Origin of the sequence: Aminobacter sp. MSH1, assembly GCF_003071665.1 — a bacterium.
GTDB lineage: Bacteria > Pseudomonadota > Alphaproteobacteria > Rhizobiales > Rhizobiaceae > Aminobacter > Aminobacter niigataensis.
The window spans coordinates 4,248,137-4,266,291 of the sequence record NZ_CP026265.1; the positions used below are offsets into that span (position 1 = coordinate 4,248,137).

Genomic DNA, 18,155 nt, shown 5'->3' on the forward strand with positions numbered 1-18,155 from the left:
GCGTAGGACATCAGGATTTTGACGATGAGCGAAGGCAGCAAGGGTCTCACCTACGCGCAGGCGGGCGTCGACATCGACGCCGGGAACCTGATGGTCGAGAAGATCAAACCGCTGGTGCGCTCGACGCGCCGGCCGGGTGCGGATGGCGAGATCGGCGGCTTCGGTGGCCTGTTCGACCTCAAGGCGGCGGGTTTCAGCGATCCGATCCTGGTCGCGGCCAATGACGGCGTCGGCACCAAGCTCAAGATCGCCATCGATGCCGGCAAGCACGACACCATCGGCGTCGACCTCGTCGCCATGTGCGTCAACGACATCGTCGTCCAGGGTGCCGAGCCGCTGCTGTTTCTCGACTACTTCGCCACCGGCAAGCTCGACCCCAACCAGGGCGCCGACATCGTCTCGGGTATCGCCGAGGGCTGCCGCCAGGCCGGCTGTGCGCTGATCGGCGGCGAGACCGCCGAAATGCCGGGCATGTATCACGGCAACGATTACGACCTCGCCGGCTTCGCCGTTGGTGCCGCCGAGCGCGGCCAGCTGTTGCCGACCGACGATGTCGTCGAGGGCGACGTGCTGCTCGGCCTCGCCTCTTCGGGCGTGCACTCCAATGGCTATTCGCTGGTTCGCCGCATCGTCGAGAAATCCGGCGTCAAATGGGCCGACCGCGCGCCCTTCGCCGACGGACCGACGCTGGCAGAGGCCCTGCTCGAGCCGACCCGCATCTACGTCAAGTCGTTGCTCAAGGCGATCCGCGAGACCCACGGCATCAAGGCGCTGGCCCACATCACCGGCGGCGGCTTCCCCGAAAACATTCCCAGGGTCCTGCCCAAGGAGTTCTCGGCCGAGCTCGACCTTTCTGCGATCGAAGTGCCGCGCGTGTTCTCGTGGCTGGCCGAGACCGGTGGCGTAGCGCCCGAAGAAATGATGCGCACGTTCAATTGCGGCGTCGGCATGATCGCGGTCGTGGCCGCCGGCCAGGCCGCACAGGTCGCGGCAGTGCTGCAGGAGGCAGGCGAAACGGTCACGCCGATCGGCCGCATCGTGCCCCGCCGTGACACCGGCGTGATCTACCGCGGATCGCTCGCCCTATGAATGCGCCGCGCAAACGTACCGTCATCCTGATCTCCGGCCGCGGCTCCAACATGGCCGCGTTGATCGACGCGGCGGCCGACCCGGCCTTCCCGGCCGAGATCGTCGGCGTCATTTCCGACCAGCCCAACGCGCTCGGCCTGGGCATTGCGGCCAGCCGTGGCGTCGCCACCAAGGTCATCGCCCGCGCCGACCATGCCAGCAAGGACGCGCATGACGTGGCCATCGATGCCGCGTTGGCCACTTTCGGCGCCGAGATCGTCGCCCTTGCGGGCTACATGCGGCTTTTGACCACCGAGTTCGTCGAGAAGTGGCAGGGTCGGATGATCAACATCCATCCAGCATTGCTACCGTCGTTCAAGGGTCTCGACACACACGGCCGCGCGCTCGATGCCGGTATCCGTGTCCATGGTTGCACGGTTCATTTCGTGACGCCCGCAATGGACGACGGTCCGATCATCGCCCAGGCGGCCGTGCCCGTGCTGATCGACGACGACGAGCCGACGCTTTCGGCCCGCGTGCTCAAGGCCGAGCACAGGCTGTATCCGCTTGCGCTCAGGCTGTTCGCCGAAGGCAAGGTACGGATGGACGGCAATCGCACCGCCTTTTCGGGCTTCGCCGAGACCACCAGCCACGACACCGTCGCTGCTCCCAGCCCGGCGCGCGAAGAGGTCGACCTCGAACAGTTGGCGCGCATCACGCCCTGAACGGGAAGAACGGCATGGCGAAGATCAGGCAACTTCTGCTTCTGCGCCACGCCAAGTCGAGCTGGGACGATACCGCGCTCGCGGATTTCGACCGTCCGCTCGCACCGCGCGGGCGCAAGGCCGCACCCAGGATGGCCGAGGAAATCCTCAAGCGCGGCTGGTTGCCCGACCTCGCGCTGGTCTCGCCCTCCGTGCGCACGCGCGAGACATGGCAGTTGGCCTCGGCCCGCTGGCCGGTTCCTCAGCCTCCGGTTGCCTTCCCCGACGACCTCTACCTAGCCACTGCGCGGGAGTTGCTGGCCGAGGTGCAATCGGCATCCGATGCGGTCATGACGCTGCTTGTGGTTGCCCACAATCCGGGTCTCGAGGACTTCGCGCTTCAACTCGCCGGTTCGGGTTCGGACGACAACGCATTGAAGCTCCTTGCCGACAAGTTTTCGACTGGCGCGCTGGCCAGGCTGCAATTCGAAGGCGCATGGAATGAACTGCACTTCGGCAGCGCCCGTCTCACCCATTGCCTGCGTCCCAAGGATCTGAACTAACGCAACCGTCAGTGGATGCGCTCCAGCGGCGCACAGTTTTCGCGCTCCATCTGCAGCGTGGTGTGATGCAGGTCGAACTTCTCCTGCAGCCGGGCTTCGATCGCCCGCCGCACCATCTCGGCGTCGGCGTCGACGTCCAGCACCGCATGCGCCGTCAGCGACGCCTTGCTCTGGGTGATCGCCCACAGGTGCAGGTCGTGGACCGAAGCGACGCCCGGAACAGTGGCAATGGCCTGCTCGACCTCGGCCAGGTTCATGCCGGGCGGCACGCCTTCGAGCAGGATGTTGACGCATGCCTTGAGCAGCACCCAGGTGCGCGGGAACACCATGAAGCCGATGCCGACGGCGATCAGCGAATCCACCCACTGCCAGCCGGTGAACCAGATGACGAGCGCGCCGGCGATCACGCCGAGCGAACCCAGCATGTCGGCCCAGACTTCGAGATAGGCGCCCTTGACGTTGAGGCTCTTGTCCTTGTGACCGGTCAGCAGGCGCATGGACGTGAAATTGACGGCAAGTCCGATGACCGCGACGACGAGCATGCCGAGCGAGGCTATCTCCGTCGACTGGTACAGCCGCTCATAGGCTTCGTAGAGGATGTAGAAGGCGATGCCGAGCAGGACCAGTGCGTTGAATGCCGCCGCCAGGATCTCGAATCGGGCATAGCCGTAGGTGCGCAGGAGGTCGGCGGCGCGCCGGCCGACCTTGATGGCGATCAGCGCGATGGCGAGTGCCATGGCGTCGGTCGCCATGTGCATCGCATCGGAGATCAGCGCCAGGCTGCCGGTGACGACGCCACCGATGACCTCGGCGATCATGAAGCTGCCGGTCAGGCCGAGCGCCAGCCAGAGCCGGGACTCCGGCGTGTTCTGCATGTCGCCGTGATCGTGATCGCCGCTCATGACAAGTCTCCGACCGTATTGAGGATCAGCCGGCCGGCCGGACCCAGACCTTGTTGTCGTGAACCGCAGCACCACCATAGGGCGCCGGCGCGTCGGCACCGGTCAGCACATTGATGCCCTCGCCGCGTTCATGATCCGAATTCGGCCAGATGCCCTCGGCGATGACGACGCCGCGCCTGATCTTGTCGAACAGCCTGGCGTGCAGCACGACTTCGCCGCGTGTGTTGCCGATCTCGACCCGATCGCCATTGGCTAGGCCGAGCGCCGCTGCGTCTTCCGAATGGATCAGCAACTCCGGCCGTCCCTCCTTCTCGCGCGACACCGGCGTCTCGGCGAAGGTCGAGTTGAGGAAATTGCGCGCCGGCGACGTCGCCAGCCGGAACGGGTGCTCGGCGTCCGCCACCTCGATCAGGTCGACATGATCGGGGAATTCCGGCAACTGCGCGACCGGGCCGAAGATGCCCATGCTCTTCGGCGGCTTGTTGGGAGCGGTCCCACCGTTCCAATGCGGCTTGAAGCGGAACTTGCCGTCGGGATGGCCGAACCCCTTGAGGAAATGCGCATCCTCGAATTCCGGCTGCAGGTCGACCCATTTTTGTTCCTTGAACGTGTCGAAATCGCCGAGTCCCTTCTTCGCCAGCATGACGTCGATGTGTTCGCGCTCGGTCATGCCGAAGCCCGGCAGGTGCGCCACGCCCAGGCGCTTGCCAAGCTCCTCGACGACATAGTGGTTGGTGCGCGGACCTTCCGGCGGGTCGATCAGCTTCGGCCCGAGCGTGATGTGCTGGTTGCCACCGCCCTTGTAGATGTCGTCATGCTCGAGGAACATCGTCGCCGGCAGCACGACGTCGGCGACCTTCGCCGTGTCGGTCATGAACTGCTCGTGCACGCAGGAAAACAGATCGTCGCGCAGGAAACCCTGGCGCACCAGCCGCTGCTCGGGCGCGACGTTCATCGGATTTGTGTTCTGGACCAGCAGCGCCGTCACCGGCGGGCCGCCGTAAAGCGCGTCCTCGGCGTTGGTCAGAACCGGGCCGATGCGCGAATGGTCGAGGTAGCGGATGTCGGGATCGCGAAACTTCGTGCCCTCCAACAGCTCACCATTGAGCTTGAAGATGCCCGAATTGGAATGAAAGGCGCCGCCGCCTTCATACTGCCAGGCACCCGTCACCGCCGGGATCGACAGCGCAGCGTGCATGTTGACCGAACCGTTGCGCTGGCGCGAGAAGCCATAACCGAGGCGAAAGAAGGTCTTCCTGGTCGTGCCGACCAGGCGGGCGAAGGCCTCGATCTCGTCGACCGACAGGCCGGTGATTTCAGCCGCCCATTCCGGCGTCCTGTCGCGCAGATGCGCTTCCAGGCCCTTCGGATCGTCGGTGTACGTCTCGAGATAGGCGCGGTCGGCGAAACCTTCCCGGAAAAGCACATGCATGACGGCGCAGGCCAGCGCTGCGTCGGTGCCGGGCTTCAGCACCAGGCCCATGTCGGCCTGCTTGAGCGTCGCCGTCTCGTAGATGTCGATGACGACGATCTTGGCGCCGCGTTCCTTGCGGGCCTTGATCGCGTGGGTCATCACATTGACCTGGGTGACGACCGCGTTGGTGCCCCAGATGACGACGCAATCGGACTTGGCCATCTCGCGCGGGTCGGAACCGCGCAGCGCACCGGTGCCCATCACATAGCCGGTCCAGGCCAGGTTGGTGCAGATCGAGCCGAAAAAACCCGAATATTTCTTGGCATGGCGCAGCCGCTCGATGCCGTCGCGCTGCACCAGCCCCATCGTGCCGGCATAAAAATAGGGCCAGACCGTCTCTGAGCCGTATTTTTCCTCCGCCGCGATGAATTTTTCCGCCACGAGGTCGAGCGCGGCCTCCCAGCTCGCTTCCTTCCAGTTACCGTCGCCCTTGGCGCCGGCGCGGATCAGCGGCTTCAGCAAGCGGTCGGGATGGTGGACGCGGTCGGCATAGCGCGCAACCTTGGCGCAGATGACGCCCGCCGTATAGCTGTTGTCCTTGGCGCCGTGGACGCGACCGATGCGCTTGTCGTCGAGCAATTCGACATCGAGCGCACAGGTCGACGGGCAGTCATGCGGGCAGGCCGAATGGCCGATCCTGATCTTGGCGTGCTGGTTCATGGCGCCCTTTTACCCTGATGTCGGCGCCGAGTGTAGGGCCAGCATGGAGCACTGACTTGCCCTCCCCCTCCCCGTTGCGAGTATGGTCGGGGAGCGAGGATTGCGAAGCAACCAAGAAAGCCGAAGGTAGGGGGTGATAGTGGACGTAGCACCCTCACCCCGGACCTTTGGTCCGACCCTCCCCACAAAGGGGAGGGTAAACAGCCCTACTCGGCGATGCCTTCCTCATATTCGGCCGACATGGTCAGCCATTTTTCCTCATGGCCATTGAGCTGGGCGCCTAGCTGCGAGCGCTCCTTGGCAAGTTGCGTCGCCGTCGTCGGATCTTTCTCATAGAGCTTCGGGTCGGCCAGTTGATCCTCGATGCTGTCGATGCGCTTGCGGATGCGGTCCATCAGCGCCTCGGTGGCGCGGATTTCCTTGGCCAGCGGCTCCATCGCTGCCCGGCGCGCGGCAGCCTCGCGGCGCTTGTCCGCCTTGGATGCCTTGTCGGCCTCGCGCTTTTCGCGCCGGTCGCCCGACACGCCCGTCACCAGCGTCTTGTAGTCCTCGAGATCGCCGTCATACGGGTTGACCGAGCCATCCTTGACCAGCCACAGCCGGTCGGCCGTCGCCTCGAGCAGGTGGCGATCGTGGCTGATCAGGATCACCGCGCCCGGAAAGTCGTTGAGCGCCATGATCAACGCCTCACGACTGTCGATATCCAGGTGGTTGGTCGGCTCGTCGAGGATGAACAGGTTCGGCCCGTCAAAGGCGGACAGCCCCATCAACAGCCGTGCCTTTTCGCCGCCGGAGAGGTCCTTGGCGGCGGTGTTCATCTTCTCGGTGGGAAGGCCGAACTGGGCGACGCGGGCGCGCACCTTCGATTCCGGTGCCTCCGGCATCAGCCGGCGCACGTGTTCGTAGGCGTTTTCCTCAGGCCTCAGATCGTCGAGCTGGTGCTGGGCAAAGATCGCGACCTTGAGGCCTGGCGCAATCGTCACCGAACCGGTCTCGGCCTTCAACCGGCCGGCCAGGAGTTTGGCGAAAGTCGACTTGCCGTTGCCGTTGGCGCCGAGAAGCGCGATGCGATCGTCGGCGTCGATACGCAAAGTCATCTTCTTGAGGATCGGCTTGTCGGCCTGATAGCCGACATTGACGCGATCAAGTGCTACGATCGGCGAGGCGACCGTCTTCACCGGTTCGGGGAAGCTGAACGGACGCACATTGTCCTCCATCAGCGCCGCGATCGGTTTCATCTTCTCCAGCGCCTTGATGCGCGACTGCGCCTGCCGCGCCTTGGAAGCCTTGGCACGGAAGCGGTCGACGAAGGACTGCAGATGCTTGCGCGCCGCCTCCTGCTTGACGCGGCCCTTCTCCTGCAGCTCGCGCTGCTCGGCGAACTGACGCTCGAACTGATCATAGCCGCCGCGCCAGAAGGTCATCTTCTTCTGGTCGAGATGGACGATCGAATTGACCGCGCGGTTGAGTAGGTCGCGGTCGTGGCTGATCAGAAGCACGGTGTGGGGATATTTGGAGACGTAGTTCTCCAGCCACAGCGTGCCTTCGAGATCGAGATAGTTGGTCGGCTCGTCGAGCAGCAGAAGATCGGGTTCCGAAAACAGAACTGCCGCGAGCGCCACGCGCATGCGCCAGCCGCCGGAGAACGACGACGCCGGGCGGCGTTGCGCCTCATCGTCGAAGCCGAGACCGGCGAGAATGGTCGCTGCGCGCGACTCGGCCGAATGCGCCTCGATGTCCGCCAGGCGAATGTGGATCTCGGCGATGCGATGCGGGTCGGTGGCCGTCTGCTCCTCGGCGAGAAGTGCCGCGCGCTCGACATCGGCCTTGAGCACGATGTCGATCAGCGGCTCCTCGGTGCCGGGCGCTTCCTGCGCCACCTGGCCGATGCGCGTGTTCTTGGGCAGGCTGATGCTGCCGCTTTCGGAACTGAAATCGCCTGTGATCGCCTTGAACAGCGTCGTCTTGCCGGTGCCGTTGCGGCCGACGAGGCCGGCCTTGGTGCCGGCAGGCAGGGTCAGCGACGCATGGTCGAGAAGAAGGCGTCCGGCGATACGGAGGGAAAGATCATTGATGATAAGCATGGCGGCGGTTTTGGCGGAGAGTTGCTGCAATGGCAAGGGTGGGCAGCGCACGTTAGACGCAACGCATGGTCGAAACTCGACAGGCGGGCTGCTTTTAGGCGAAAGCCGGCCTTGCAGCACGGAGGAGCGCGTCGCCTGCGAGGCGCAAACACCACAGCACTGCCTGCCGACAGGATGGCGAAGAGCATGAACATGCGCACCTTCGGAAAACGAAACGGCCCGCAGATAGCGGGCCGTCCGAAGAATCTGGTTGGGTGCCTCAGCGGCTGGCGGTGCGCAGCAACTTGCACAACTCGCGCAGGTCGCTTTCGAAGGCCATCGGGTTCGACAGCACCATCTTGCAGCGCTTGACATAGGCCGCGATCTGCCCTGCCGACATGCCGTTGACCACACCGGGGTTCACACCAGGAACGCCCGGGCCACCAGGTCCGCCGGGTCCTCCCGGGCCGGTGATGCCGGGACCGCCGACATTGACACCGAGATCGAGCAGCGTACTACCGCCCAGTCCGACATTGGTGCTGACCTTGGCCAGGCTGCCGCTGCCACCGACATTGGCGCCGAGATTGGCATTGAGCCCGCTCGAGCCGCCAACCGTGGCATTGGCCTTGGCATCGACCAGGCCTTTGTTGCCGCCCACGTTCGCGCCGACATTGGCATTGATGCCCCTCGAGCCGCCGACCGAGGCGCTGACATCTGCGCCGGCAAGCCCCTTGCTGCCGCCGCTGCCCAGGCCAACGTCTGCGTTGACGCCGCCCGATCCGCCCACCGTCGCGCCAATGCCCTTAGAATCGACCGAGACGCCCAAACCGCCGCTGCGGCTGCCGATCTCGAGTGCCGTCGCAGGCAGGCTCAACGCGGCAAGGACGACGCCCCCTGCCAGAGCTTTCACCAGAGTCCTTGAACAACAATAGGCCATGTCCTTCTCCCTGTAGTTGCCAAACACAACAACCAGCCACCTGAAACCGGCTGCACTTCGACTAACGCCACAACCCAGGAATAAGTTTCATCAATTTCTGATTTTCCGTAGATTTTCTCTACGCCTTCGGCCATCTCTACTTGCGAAAGTAAATGCTCCAATGATTTTTATATTTCATATTTAAAATATAAAATTTAGCTCTATTTCAAGCAAATGCCCTGCCATCTTCCGTTCTCTGGAATTGAATGAGGTCGAGGCCGACCGACTCCCGACCGAGAACTGTCAGGATCATATGGGCCTGTCCGCGATGGTGGGTCTGGTGATTGAAGAGGTGAACCAGCGCTGGCGCCAGCCGCTGCGAAATGGTGCGCATGTCGGTGACGGTCATGTAGGTGAAGCGGCCGGCAAATGCCGCATCGCTGAGCGAGCCGATCCATTCCACGATGCGTTGGTCCTCGGCCTTGCGTGCCACCCGCAGCCTGTCGAAGTCGGCATGGACGATCGTATCCAGCGCCGCGGGCGCATCGCCTTCGCCGGTGAAGCGCTTCATCCAGATGCGGTCAGCGACCAGGAGGTGGTTCAGCGTGCCTCTCATCGACTTGAAGAAAGCGCCGGTGTCGCGGGCGAACTGTTCTTCGTCGAGGGCGGCCGCGGCCTCGTAAATGCGCTCGTTGGCCCATTGATTGTAGGCGGCCAACATCATGAAATACTGCTTCATCTGATATCCTTCGGCGCTTCGCATTCAATCCCTCCTTACTACAGCCCACCGGGAACCCAATGACCATTTTGCTCTATGATCTTGTCGGCAGCGACGCCGCCCGCCCCTTCAGCCCGCACTGCTGGAAAGTGGCGATGGCATTGGCCCACAAGGGGCTCGACTATCGCGCAGTGCCGACGCGTTTCCTCGAAGTATCCGAAATAGAAGGCGGCGCGTCGTCGACCATCCCGGTCATCCGCGACGGCGACAAGGTCGTGTCCGATTCCTTCGCCATCGCACTCCATCTCGAAGAAGCCTATCCCGACCGGCCGACGCTGTTTGGCGGCAAGGGCGGCCAGGCGCATGCGCGCTTCATCGAGCGCTGGTCGCAGTTGACCATCCACCCCTATCTCGGCGTGACCGCCCTCGGCGCCCTGCACGGCATGCAGGACGAGGCCAATGCAGGCTATTTCCGCAACAGTCGCGAGGCGCGCTACGGCAAGCCGCTGGAGGAGGTAACGGCAGGACGCGACGCCGGACTCTCCGCCTTCCGCGCGTCGCTCGAGCCGCTGCGCAGCATGCTGACCTATCAGCCGTGGATCGGTGGCGGCGGCCCGCTGTTTGCCGACTACATCGTCTTCGGGGCATTCCAGTGGGTGCGCATCGCCACGACATTCCAATCAATCGATGCGGATGACCCCATCGCCGAGTGGTTCGGCCGCTGCCTCCATCTCCATGCGGGTCTCGGACACCGGGTGCCAGCGGCAGCCTGACCCCTTGGCAATGCGGCGGGCGGCCTGTATAGAGCCCGCCACACTGCAAATCCCCATATCACAAGGACCTACCATGGCGATCGAACGCACATTTTCGATGATCAAGCCGGACGCAACCAGGCGCAACCTGACCGGCGCCATCACCAAGATGCTCGAGGATGCCGGCCTGCGCGTCGTCGCTTCCAAGCGCGTGTGGATGAGCCGCCGCGAGGCCGAGGGCTTCTACGCCGTCCACAAGGAACGCCCCTTCTTCGGCGAACTGGTCGAGTTCATGTCATCGGCCCCGACGATCGTCCAGGTTCTCGAAGGCGAGAATGCGATTGCCAAGAACCGCGAAGTGATGGGCGCCACCAATCCGGCCAACGCTGCCGAAGGCACCATCCGCAAGGTCCACGCCCTGTCGATCGGCGAGAACTCGGTGCACGGCTCCGACGCTCCGGAGACCGCTGCCGAAGAGATCGCCTACTGGTTCTCGGGCACCGAGGTCGTCGGCTGATTAAGCCGCGGCTCTCAAGCCACTGACAAAGAATCAAAAAAAGCCGGGGTTTGCGCCCCGGCTTTTTCTTTGTCTTGAAAAATATACCCCATACCGCAAGACCAGCTATTTCAACAGCTTGGCATGAAACGCCGAGAAACTGATTCAATCAGCCGGCGACGAAGCGGACGATGTCCTTGCCGTCCTTGTCGGCCAGGACCAACTTGCCTGCCTCGATGCGGAAGGCAGCGGCACGGCCAAGCGCCTCGTGGAACTTGTGCTCCTGGTCCATGGCCGCCTGCTCGCACGCCATCTGCGTCGAGCCCACCTGTCCGAACTCGATCTTGCTGCCGTCGATCTTGGCGCTGCCGAAATAGCCGTTGCAGCCGCCGCGACCCGAAACCTTGCCGTCCTTGCCGATGCGCAGCGTCGACTTGGCCTTCTCGCTGACCGCGGCGCCGCCGATGTCTTGCGCCACCCAATCGCGATCGAAGATGCTTTCTTCCTCGGTAGCGCTCGACTGGCGGACCATCTTGACCATCATCGTCTGCGGGCCGGCAGTCAGCGGATCGAGCGCGTGGCGCTCGTCATTGATGAACCACAGCTGGCCATCGACGCTGATGCGTGCCTGCAAGGCATAGGTCATGTTGGTCTTGATAGCCGTTGGATCGAAGGGAATCGTAAACTTGATCGGCACCTGACCTGCCGGATCGATCTTCTGCTCGCCGAGTATTTTGGCTGGGGCATCGGCAAGGGAGACGTCGGCAAGCTGCACCTCAAGCACCGCGTTCGGCGGCAGGGCGATGCGCTCGCGATAGAACACCTCCCCCGTGACCGAACTCTCGTCGGCCGTAGCCATGGCCGGAACCGCAAGCATGCCGATCACCAGCGGCGCGAAGCCGAAGACAAGGAATTCCGCGAGTTTGCCGATCATGGCTTTCTCCCCACTGCGTTGTTGCCGAGACGTGCCGCGCCGGGGCGCGCCGTTTCGCGATTGAAGCTACAAAGGATTGCGGTGGTTCCAAGGCCGCGAGCGCCTATCGCCGCAGCCATCCGTCAGCGCCCGGCCCAGCGGGCTGCCGCGATCTCATCGCTTTCCTTGGCGTCCACCCAGCCGCCCTCGCTGCCATCGAGGCGATGTTCCTTCTTCCAGAAGGGCGCACGCGACTTGAGGTAGTCCATCAGGAAGCTCGCCGCCTCGAAGGCAGCCTGCCGATGCGTTGATGCGGCAACCACCAGCACGATGTTCTCGCCGGGTCGGATTCGGCCAAAGCGATGGATGGCGGTGATGCCGGCCAATGGCCAGCGCTCGATCGCCTCGCTTGCAATCCGCGCGATCTCGGCCTCGGCCATGCCGGGGTAGTGTTCCAGTTCGAGCGCTGAAAGCGTCCCTGCCTCGTCGCGGCAAAGGCCCGTGAACGTGACGACTGCGCCGACGTCGGCCCTGCCCTGCGTCAGCCTGGCGATCTCGGCGGCGACGTCGAAATCGGCTGCCTGGATGCGCACCATCGGCACGACAGCGGCGCTCATGGCCTAGCCGCCCGTCATCGGCGGGAACAGCGCAATCTCGCGCGCACCGGCGACAGCCTCGCGGTGGTCGACATGCTCCTGGTTGATCGCGACGCGGATCACCTCGGGATGCTGCAAGGCGCTTTCGAATTCCTCGCCGCGCGACTTCAGCCACAGCAGAAGATCCCGCACCGTCTTCACCTCGGCGGGCAAATCGATGTCTTCTTCGGCCTTGCCTATGCGCTCGCGCACCCAGGCGAAATAGATGAGCTTTGTCATGGCCTTCACTCGTCCATGATGTGCTTCAGGCCGGCACGGAAATAGTCGTAGCCGGTATATAGCGTCACCAATGCCGCGATCCACAGCAGGACCAGGCCAATCTGGGTGGTCAGCGGGAAGATCTTGTCGCCAGCCGGGCCGGCGAGGAGGAAGGCGATCGCCACCATCTGGATGGCCGTCTTCCACTTGGCAAGCTGGGTGACGGGCACGCTGACCTTGAGGGCGGCGAGATATTCGCGCAGGCCCGAGACCAGGATCTCGCGGCACAGGATGATGATCGCCGCCCACAGCGACCAGCCGGCGATGCCGCCGCGATTGTCGGTATCGGCGGCCAGCAGCAGCAGGCAGGTGGCGACCAGGAGCTTGTCGGCGATCGGGTCCAGCATCCTGCCGATGTTCGAGGTCTGCTTCCAGGCGCGGGCCAGGTAGCCATCGAGATAGTCGGTGATACTTGCAACGACGAAGATGGCAAGCGCACTCCAGCGGGCGAAGTCGGACGACTGCAAGCGCCCTTCCAGGAAGAAGCACAATACCACCAGCGGCACGGCCAGGATGCGCGCATAGGTAAGCATGTTGGGCAGGTTGAATGCGCGCTGGGCCATGGTCTCTTATGCTCTTTCGTCTGCCTTAGTGAAATCAGAAGGGCGGGCTGGGGGTCAACTGCCTATCGATAGTCCAGGCGGTCACTGGACGGCAATCCATCGTTCATCACCCATTATCGTGAAAATGGTTGTAAACAAGGCGTGCAATCGACTCCGAAATACCTTCCACCGCCATCAAGTCGTCAACCGCTGCCCGGCTTACCGCCTTGGCCGTGCCGAAGGCATGCAACAACGCGCGTTTGCGCGAGGGGCCGATTCCGCCGATCTCGTCGAGCGGGTTCTTGACCATCTCCTTCTTGCGCCGCGCCCGGTGCGAGCCGATGGCGAAGCGATGCGCCTCGTCGCGCATGCGCTGGACAAAATAGAGCACCGGGTCGCGCACCGGCAGCGAGAACGAATCCTTGCCTTTGACGAAGAAGCGCTCGCGCCCGGCCTCTCGATCCTGCCCCTTGGCGACGCCAATCGCCACGACGCGATCCTCGACACCGAGTTCGGCAAGCATGGCGCGCACTGCGCTCATTTGCCCCTGGCCGCCGTCGATGAGGATGACGTCCGGCCAGGCCGGAAAGGCGCCGTTGCCCTCCAGGCCGTCTTCGGATTCGACGTTCTCGTCACCATGTTCCTTGAGCAGCCGCGAGAACCGTCGCGTCATCACCTCGCGCATCATGCCGAAATCGTCGCCGGGCGTGATGTCGGTCGAGCGGATGTTGAACTTGCGATACTGGTTCTTCACGAACCCTTCGGGCCCGGCCACGATCATGCCGCCGACCGCATTGGTGCCCATGATGTGCGAGTTGTCGTAGACCTCGATGCGCACCGGCGGCTTTTCCAGCCCGAAGGTCTGGGCGAAGCCATCCAGCAATCGCCCCTGCGTCGACGTTTCGGCCAGCCGGCGCCCAAGCGCCTCGCGGGCATTCTGCAGGGCGTGATCGACGATGTCTTTCTTTTCGCCGCGCTGCGGCACCGAGATCGCCACCTTGTGCCGGCCGCGGGTAGACAGCGCCTCGGCCAACAATTCCTGTTCCTCGACCGCATGCGACAGCAGGATGGCGCGCGGCGACGGCTTGTCGTCGTAGAACTGGGCCAGGAAAGAGCCGAGCACCTCGGCCGCTTCCAGCGACGGATCGGCCTTGGGGAAGTACGCGCGGTTGCCCCAGTTCTGGCCGGTGCGGAAGAAGAACACCTGGATGCCGGTCTGGCCGCCCTCCTGATGGATGGCAAACACGTCGGCCTCGTCGATGGTCTGCGGATTGATGCCCTGGTGGCTCTGCACATGCGACAGGGCGGCGAGACGGTCACGATAGACCGCGGCACGCTCGAAATCGAGTTCTTCCGCCGCCTGCTGCATCTGGCCGGAGATCTCGGTCTTCACCTTCTGGCTGCGGCCGGACAGGAAGTCCTTGGCCTCGTCGACAAGCTCGGCATAGCCCTCGCGCGAAATCTCGCCCGTACAGGGAGCCGCACAGCGCTTGATCTGGAACAGCAGGCACGGTCGCGTGCGGTTGTCATAGAAACTGTCGGTGCAACTGCGCAGAAGGAAGGCCCGCTGCAGCGAATTAATGGTGCGACCGACCGCCTGCGCCGAAGCAAACGGGCCGAAATAATCGCCGCCCTTGCGCGAGCGCGCGCCACGATGCTTGTAGATGCCCGGCGAGGTATGGTCGCTGGTCAGCATGATGTAGGGGAACGACTTGTCGTCGCGCATAAGCACGTTGAAGCGCGGGCGAAGCCGCTTGATGAGGTTTGCCTCAAGCAGCAACGCCTCGATCTCGGTGCGGGTGACGACGAATTCCATCGTCGCCGTCTCGCGCACCATCTTGCCGATGCGGTTGGTGTGGAACCGCCCCTGCGCGTAGTTGGTGACGCGCTTCTTCAGGCTGCGCGCCTTGCCAACGTACAGCACGTCGCCGGCGGCATTCATCATGCGGTAGACGCCCGGGGCATTCGGCAGGCGCTTGACCAGGGTCTGGATCACCTCGGCGCCGACCATGCCGTCGGCGTCGCCGGCATGCGCGGTCCAGTCGATCGCCGTGAACGGAAGTTCGGGCCCGCCCGGAGCAATTGCCTCCTCCACCGCTTCGTCGTCGTCGAGTTCGATGTCGGGCATGTCGTCTGTAGCCTTGCCGCCTCCTGCGGGGCTCGGCTTGCTATCGGACTGGCGAGGGCTCATTCCACCATGCCTGTCACATCCGGCGTCTGCCAGGCAAGATGCTGGCCGCCATCGAGCGCGATCATCTGGCCGGTCACCGAGCGCGCCTGCCAGAGATAACGGATGGTCTCGCCGAACTCCTGCAGGCTCGGCCCGCGCTTCAGGATCAGGCCGTCGAGTTGGGCGCCAAAGGCATCGGCGTCCTGCCGCGAACTGGGCAAGGTCGGGCCCGGGCCAATGGCGTTTACGCGGATTCGCGGCGCGAGCGCCTGCGCCATGGTCCTGGTCGCCGCCCAAAGTGTTGCCTTGGACAGCGAATAGGAGAAATACTGCGGCGTCGGCTTGAGCACACGCTGGTCGATGATGTTGACGATCAGCCCCTCCGCCCCCTCGGGCAAGGCTGCTGCAAAATTCTTGGCGAGCAGCGCGGGCGCCTTCACGTGCAGGGCAAAATGGCGGTCCCAGGTCTCCCAGCCGAAATCCGTCACCTGATCGCCTTCGAAGACGGAAGCGTTGTTGACCAGCAGGTCGATCGGCCCCAATGCGGCCCCGGCTGCGGCAAGCAAACCGTCCACGGCAGCCATGTCGGCGAGGTCGGCCTGCACCACTGCCGCGCGGCCACCATTGGCATTAATCGTGGCGGCAAGATCATCGGCTGCCTTGCGCGCATGGTTGCAGTGGATGGCGACCCCGAAGCCGTGCGCGGCAAGGTCCTCGGTGATCGCACGACCGATGCGCTTGGCCCCACCCGTCACCAGCACGTTGCCTGCCATGTTCGCCATCCAGTATCCTTCCTCTCATGCTATCCGCCGGCTTCCTCGGAGGCAGGCGCGGTTACGTCTCGGTAACCTATGTAAAAAGCGGTTCATCGATTTGGCAGCAATGTGGCGAGAGCCTCAAATGCCACCCCAAGACCTTTCCGCGAACCATGCGGCCAAGCGAGATATAGAACGCCCAATCCCATGTACCAAGCGGCCTGCGGCAAAAGGCAGGCAAAGCTCCTGACAAGGTTGTTGTATTAGAGCAACGTCATGCTTCAGCCTCATTTGCGCCGGGCAATCACCTCACTTCAGGTTCGGTTCAGCCGCATTTCGACACGACATTCGGAACTGTTCGGCGCCCAGACCGTTTCTCCCCCCGGACGGGCTAGGGGCGCCATTTCTAAAAAGAGCCAGTGTCTAGTTGGCTTAAGGAGTAAAACAATGACTGCCATACTCAAGCACGCCCGTCCGCTCGCGGCCGCGTTCGGCCTGGTCGCGCTGGCGTCGATGCCAGCTTTCGCTGCCGACGTCGTCATGGAAGAGCCGCCGGCACCTGCCGCTCCGATGGAGCAGCCCCCGCTCAACACCTGGTCGGGCCCCTACGCTGGTGTGTTCCTCGGCTACGGCTTCAGCGGTGAGTCCGACATCGGCGGCACCAACAACGTCGAAACCGATGGTTTCCTCGGCGGTGCCTTCGTCGGCTACAACTACCAGATGGACAACATCGTGATCGGTGCTGAAGGCGACATCGGCTACAGCGGCGTCGAAGGCGACAACGCCGGCGTGAACGTCAAGTCGGGCTTCGAAGGTTCGCTGCGCGCTCGTCTCGGCTATGCCGTTTCGCCCGACATCCTGCTCTACGGTACGGCCGGCGGCGCCGGCAAGCGTATCGAAGTCAGCGATGGCATCGCGGAAGACTCGAACACCGCGCTTGGCTGGACCGCTGGCGTCGGCACCGACGTCAAGCTGACCGAGTCGGTCTTCGGCCGCGTCGAGTACCGCTACACCGACTACGGCAGCGACGACTTCGCCCTGAGCGGCGGTTCGACCGAAGTGTCGAGCAAGGATCACCGCATCCAGTTCGGCGTCGGCATGAAGTTCTGATCCACAAGATCAGCACCAACGGAAAAGCCGGGCTTCGCGCCCGGCTTTTTTGTTTCCCTTGGGCAATTACCCCTGCGGCACGACCGCCTTCAGGTCCGGAAACTTCTCGTCGAAGCGCACGGCCCAGCGCTTGAGGCGCGGGCGACCCTTCTCCCACTTGCCGGCGAAGCGGAGATCCATGTAGCCGATGGTGACTCTGAGCGCGATCTGGCCGGCACTGATCGCCTTCGGCAGCTTGGGCGGGTTGGCGTTCAAGAGGTCGAGTGCGCGCGTCACCTTCGACCACTGCTTGTCGATCCACGGCTGGTGGACGATCTCCTCCGGCCGCGACCGGCGCTCGTAGACGATCGCCAGAAGGCAGTCGCAGATACCGTCGGCGAGCGCTTCGAGCCGTTCGGCATCGAGCCGCTTTTCAGCATTGCGCGGGAACAGCTTGTTGCGGGAAAGCCTGTTCAGATACTGCGTGATCACCCGACTGTCGTAGATGCTTTCGCCTTCGTCGGTGATCCACACCGGGATCTTGCCGAGCGGGTTGGCGTCCGTCAGCAGCGCCGGTTGCGGCCCGGTCTCGACGGTGACGGATTCGACCGGGATGCCGGCATAGGCGGCCGCCATGCGCACCTTGGCACTGTAGGGCGAAGCGGGCGAGTAGAACAATTTCGGCATCGAGGGCTCCCTTTGGCGGCGGACCATATTCCGCACTATTCTTTCCGGCAACGCGGCGCGCGCCGATCAGCGGCCGCGCACAGGCGGCATCACCACCTTGTCGAGGCGGCAGGCACGCCGGTCGACCTCGGCGCAGGATCGAAATTCGAGATCCTTGGTCATGCAAATCCGCACCTCGCGCAGGTAGCGGCGGTCGCAGGCCACCGCCACGGCGTCTGCTTGCAGTCCTGGGTTCGACTGAAGGAACGCGCCCTCCGCCTGGCCCGGCGCCAGTGTGCGATAGGCGTCCAGGCGCTTGAATTCCCGGGGAATTTCGACCTTTTGCCGCGCGGCGCGCAGGACCTCGAAGTAGTCGGCCTGGCTGAGGCCAGAACATGTGCCGTGCTTGCGCCATTGATGGCGGATGAGCCCGGCCGACGGCATCAGATCGTAAAGGCCGCGGAGCGCCTCGTTCGAGACATTACTTGCGCCCGCCTGGCAATTCTCGGGATAGCCGCGTTCATATTGCGGCCAAAGGCCGTGGACGACGAAGGCATAAGGCCGGCCGGCGCGGCATTGCTGACCATTGGCCTGTTCGCCCTCGGCCTCGCAATAGCTCGGCGACCACGACAGCGACAGCACATAGAAATCAAACCCCTGGCCACGCGGCACGGCCGCCTCAGTCACCGCCGGTTGGGTTTCCTTGGATGCCTCGTCGGACGGCGCACAGGCCGACAGCGCGAGCAACACCGCAACCGCCGATGCTCGCGCAGACGCCAACCGTCTCATC

The 18,155-nt window shown here is 63.9% G+C and carries 20 protein-coding genes; 6 read left to right on the forward strand and 14 right to left on the reverse strand.

What is annotated here, in order from left to right:
• The first annotated feature begins 24 nt into the window (after window positions 1-24).
• From purM to CO731_RS20925, 3 genes are read left to right on the forward strand one after another with little or no spacing between them, the layout of a single operon-like run.
• Entirely contained in the window at window positions 25-1,089 is a 1,065-nt protein-coding gene (purM, locus tag CO731_RS20915) for a phosphoribosylformylglycinamidine cyclo-ligase (protein WP_108608670.1), read from the forward strand.
• Window positions 1,086-1,793 (forward strand): phosphoribosylglycinamide formyltransferase, encoded by a 708-nt coding sequence (gene purN / locus CO731_RS20920; RefSeq protein WP_108608671.1) that lies wholly within the window; start codon window positions 1,086-1,088, stop codon window positions 1,791-1,793. The genes purM and purN overlap by 4 nt, the downstream gene beginning before the upstream one ends.
• Before the next feature lie 14 nt (window positions 1,794-1,807).
• On the forward strand, window positions 1,808-2,335 hold the full coding sequence (locus tag CO731_RS20925) for a histidine phosphatase family protein (RefSeq protein WP_108608672.1): 528 nt from the start codon (window positions 1,808-1,810) through the stop codon (window positions 2,333-2,335).
• Window positions 2,336-2,343: 8 nt separating this feature from the next.
• Here the strand turns inward: CO731_RS20925 and CO731_RS20930 are convergent, their stop codons facing one another.
• The 6 genes from CO731_RS20930 to CO731_RS20950 form a co-directional block, all read right to left on the reverse strand.
• A complete protein-coding gene (locus tag CO731_RS20930; RefSeq protein WP_108608673.1) occupies window positions 2,344-3,237 on the reverse strand; it encodes a cation diffusion facilitator family transporter in 894 nt (297 codons plus the stop codon).
• Window positions 3,238-3,262: 25 nt separating this feature from the next.
• A complete protein-coding gene (locus CO731_RS20935; protein WP_108608674.1) occupies window positions 3,263-5,371 on the reverse strand; it encodes a molybdopterin oxidoreductase family protein in 2,109 nt (702 codons plus the stop codon).
• 206 nt (window positions 5,372-5,577) lie between these two features.
• Window positions 5,578-7,455, reverse strand: a complete 1,878-nt coding sequence (locus tag CO731_RS20940) for an ABC-F family ATP-binding cassette domain-containing protein (protein WP_108608675.1) — start codon at window positions 7,453-7,455, stop codon at window positions 5,578-5,580.
• 259 nt (window positions 7,456-7,714) lie between these two features.
• Window positions 7,715-8,344: a hypothetical protein gene (locus CO731_RS20945; RefSeq protein ID WP_108608676.1), complete on the reverse strand. Its 630-nt coding sequence runs from the start codon at window positions 8,342-8,344 to the stop codon at window positions 7,715-7,717.
• Entirely contained in the window at window positions 8,341-8,505 is a 165-nt protein-coding gene (locus CO731_RS28810) for a hypothetical protein (RefSeq protein ID WP_159091675.1), read from the reverse strand. The genes CO731_RS20945 and CO731_RS28810 overlap by 4 nt, the downstream gene beginning before the upstream one ends.
• Window positions 8,506-8,576: 71 nt before the next feature.
• A complete protein-coding gene (locus CO731_RS20950; protein ID WP_108608677.1) occupies window positions 8,577-9,089 on the reverse strand; it encodes a DinB family protein in 513 nt (170 codons plus the stop codon).
• Window positions 9,090-9,148: 59 nt separating this feature from the next.
• Between CO731_RS20950 and CO731_RS20955 the strand changes: the two genes are divergently transcribed.
• Both CO731_RS20955 and ndk read left to right on the forward strand, forming a co-directional pair.
• Window positions 9,149-9,841 (forward strand): glutathione S-transferase family protein, encoded by a 693-nt coding sequence (locus tag CO731_RS20955; RefSeq protein WP_108608678.1) that lies wholly within the window; start codon window positions 9,149-9,151, stop codon window positions 9,839-9,841.
• Between the two features lie 73 nt (window positions 9,842-9,914).
• Window positions 9,915-10,337: a nucleoside-diphosphate kinase gene (gene ndk / locus CO731_RS20960; RefSeq protein ID WP_018427138.1), complete on the forward strand. Its 423-nt coding sequence runs from the start codon at window positions 9,915-9,917 to the stop codon at window positions 10,335-10,337.
• A 148-nt stretch (window positions 10,338-10,485) separates the two neighbouring features.
• On the opposite strand, the gene CO731_RS20965 is transcribed toward ndk, so the two are convergent.
• From CO731_RS20965 to CO731_RS20990, 6 genes are all read right to left on the reverse strand, one after another.
• Complete coding sequence (locus CO731_RS20965) at window positions 10,486-11,250, reverse strand: YbaY family lipoprotein (protein ID WP_108608679.1); 765 nt, start codon at window positions 11,248-11,250, stop codon at window positions 10,486-10,488.
• 122 nt (window positions 11,251-11,372) lie between these two features.
• Window positions 11,373-11,846 carry a molybdenum cofactor biosynthesis protein MoaE gene (locus CO731_RS20970; protein ID WP_108608680.1) on the reverse strand — a complete coding sequence of 158 codons (474 nt, stop codon included), beginning with the start codon at window positions 11,844-11,846 and terminating at the stop codon, window positions 11,373-11,375.
• Window positions 11,847-11,849: 3 nt separating this feature from the next.
• The gene (moaD, locus tag CO731_RS20975; RefSeq protein WP_108609963.1) at window positions 11,850-12,104 is read right to left on the reverse strand and encodes a molybdopterin converting factor subunit 1; all 255 of its coding nucleotides are present in this window, start codon (window positions 12,102-12,104) and stop codon (window positions 11,850-11,852) included.
• Window positions 12,105-12,109: 5 nt separating this feature from the next.
• The gene (pgsA, locus tag CO731_RS20980) at window positions 12,110-12,706 is read right to left on the reverse strand and encodes a CDP-diacylglycerol--glycerol-3-phosphate 3-phosphatidyltransferase (RefSeq protein ID WP_108608681.1); all 597 of its coding nucleotides are present in this window, start codon (window positions 12,704-12,706) and stop codon (window positions 12,110-12,112) included.
• Between the two features lie 106 nt (window positions 12,707-12,812).
• The gene (gene uvrC / locus CO731_RS20985) at window positions 12,813-14,876 is read right to left on the reverse strand and encodes an excinuclease ABC subunit UvrC (RefSeq protein ID WP_108608682.1); all 2,064 of its coding nucleotides are present in this window, start codon (window positions 14,874-14,876) and stop codon (window positions 12,813-12,815) included.
• Entirely contained in the window at window positions 14,873-15,637 is a 765-nt protein-coding gene (locus CO731_RS20990; protein WP_108608683.1) for an SDR family oxidoreductase, read from the reverse strand. Before CO731_RS20990 ends, uvrC begins: the two co-directional genes overlap by 4 nt.
• Before the next feature lie 420 nt (window positions 15,638-16,057).
• Here CO731_RS20990 and CO731_RS20995 point away from each other — a divergent pair, with 420 nt between their 5' ends.
• Window positions 16,058-16,720 carry an outer membrane protein gene (locus tag CO731_RS20995; protein ID WP_108608684.1) on the forward strand — a complete coding sequence of 221 codons (663 nt, stop codon included), beginning with the start codon at window positions 16,058-16,060 and terminating at the stop codon, window positions 16,718-16,720.
• 66 nt (window positions 16,721-16,786) lie between these two features.
• Here the strand turns inward: CO731_RS20995 and CO731_RS21000 are convergent, their stop codons facing one another.
• Entirely contained in the window at window positions 16,787-17,386 is a 600-nt protein-coding gene (locus CO731_RS21000; RefSeq protein ID WP_108608685.1) for a glutathione S-transferase, read from the reverse strand.
• Between the two features lie 66 nt (window positions 17,387-17,452).
• Complete coding sequence (locus tag CO731_RS21005) at window positions 17,453-18,154, reverse strand: ribonuclease T2 (RefSeq protein ID WP_108608686.1); 702 nt, start codon at window positions 18,152-18,154, stop codon at window positions 17,453-17,455.
• Between the last annotated feature and the right edge of the window lies 1 nt (window position 18,155).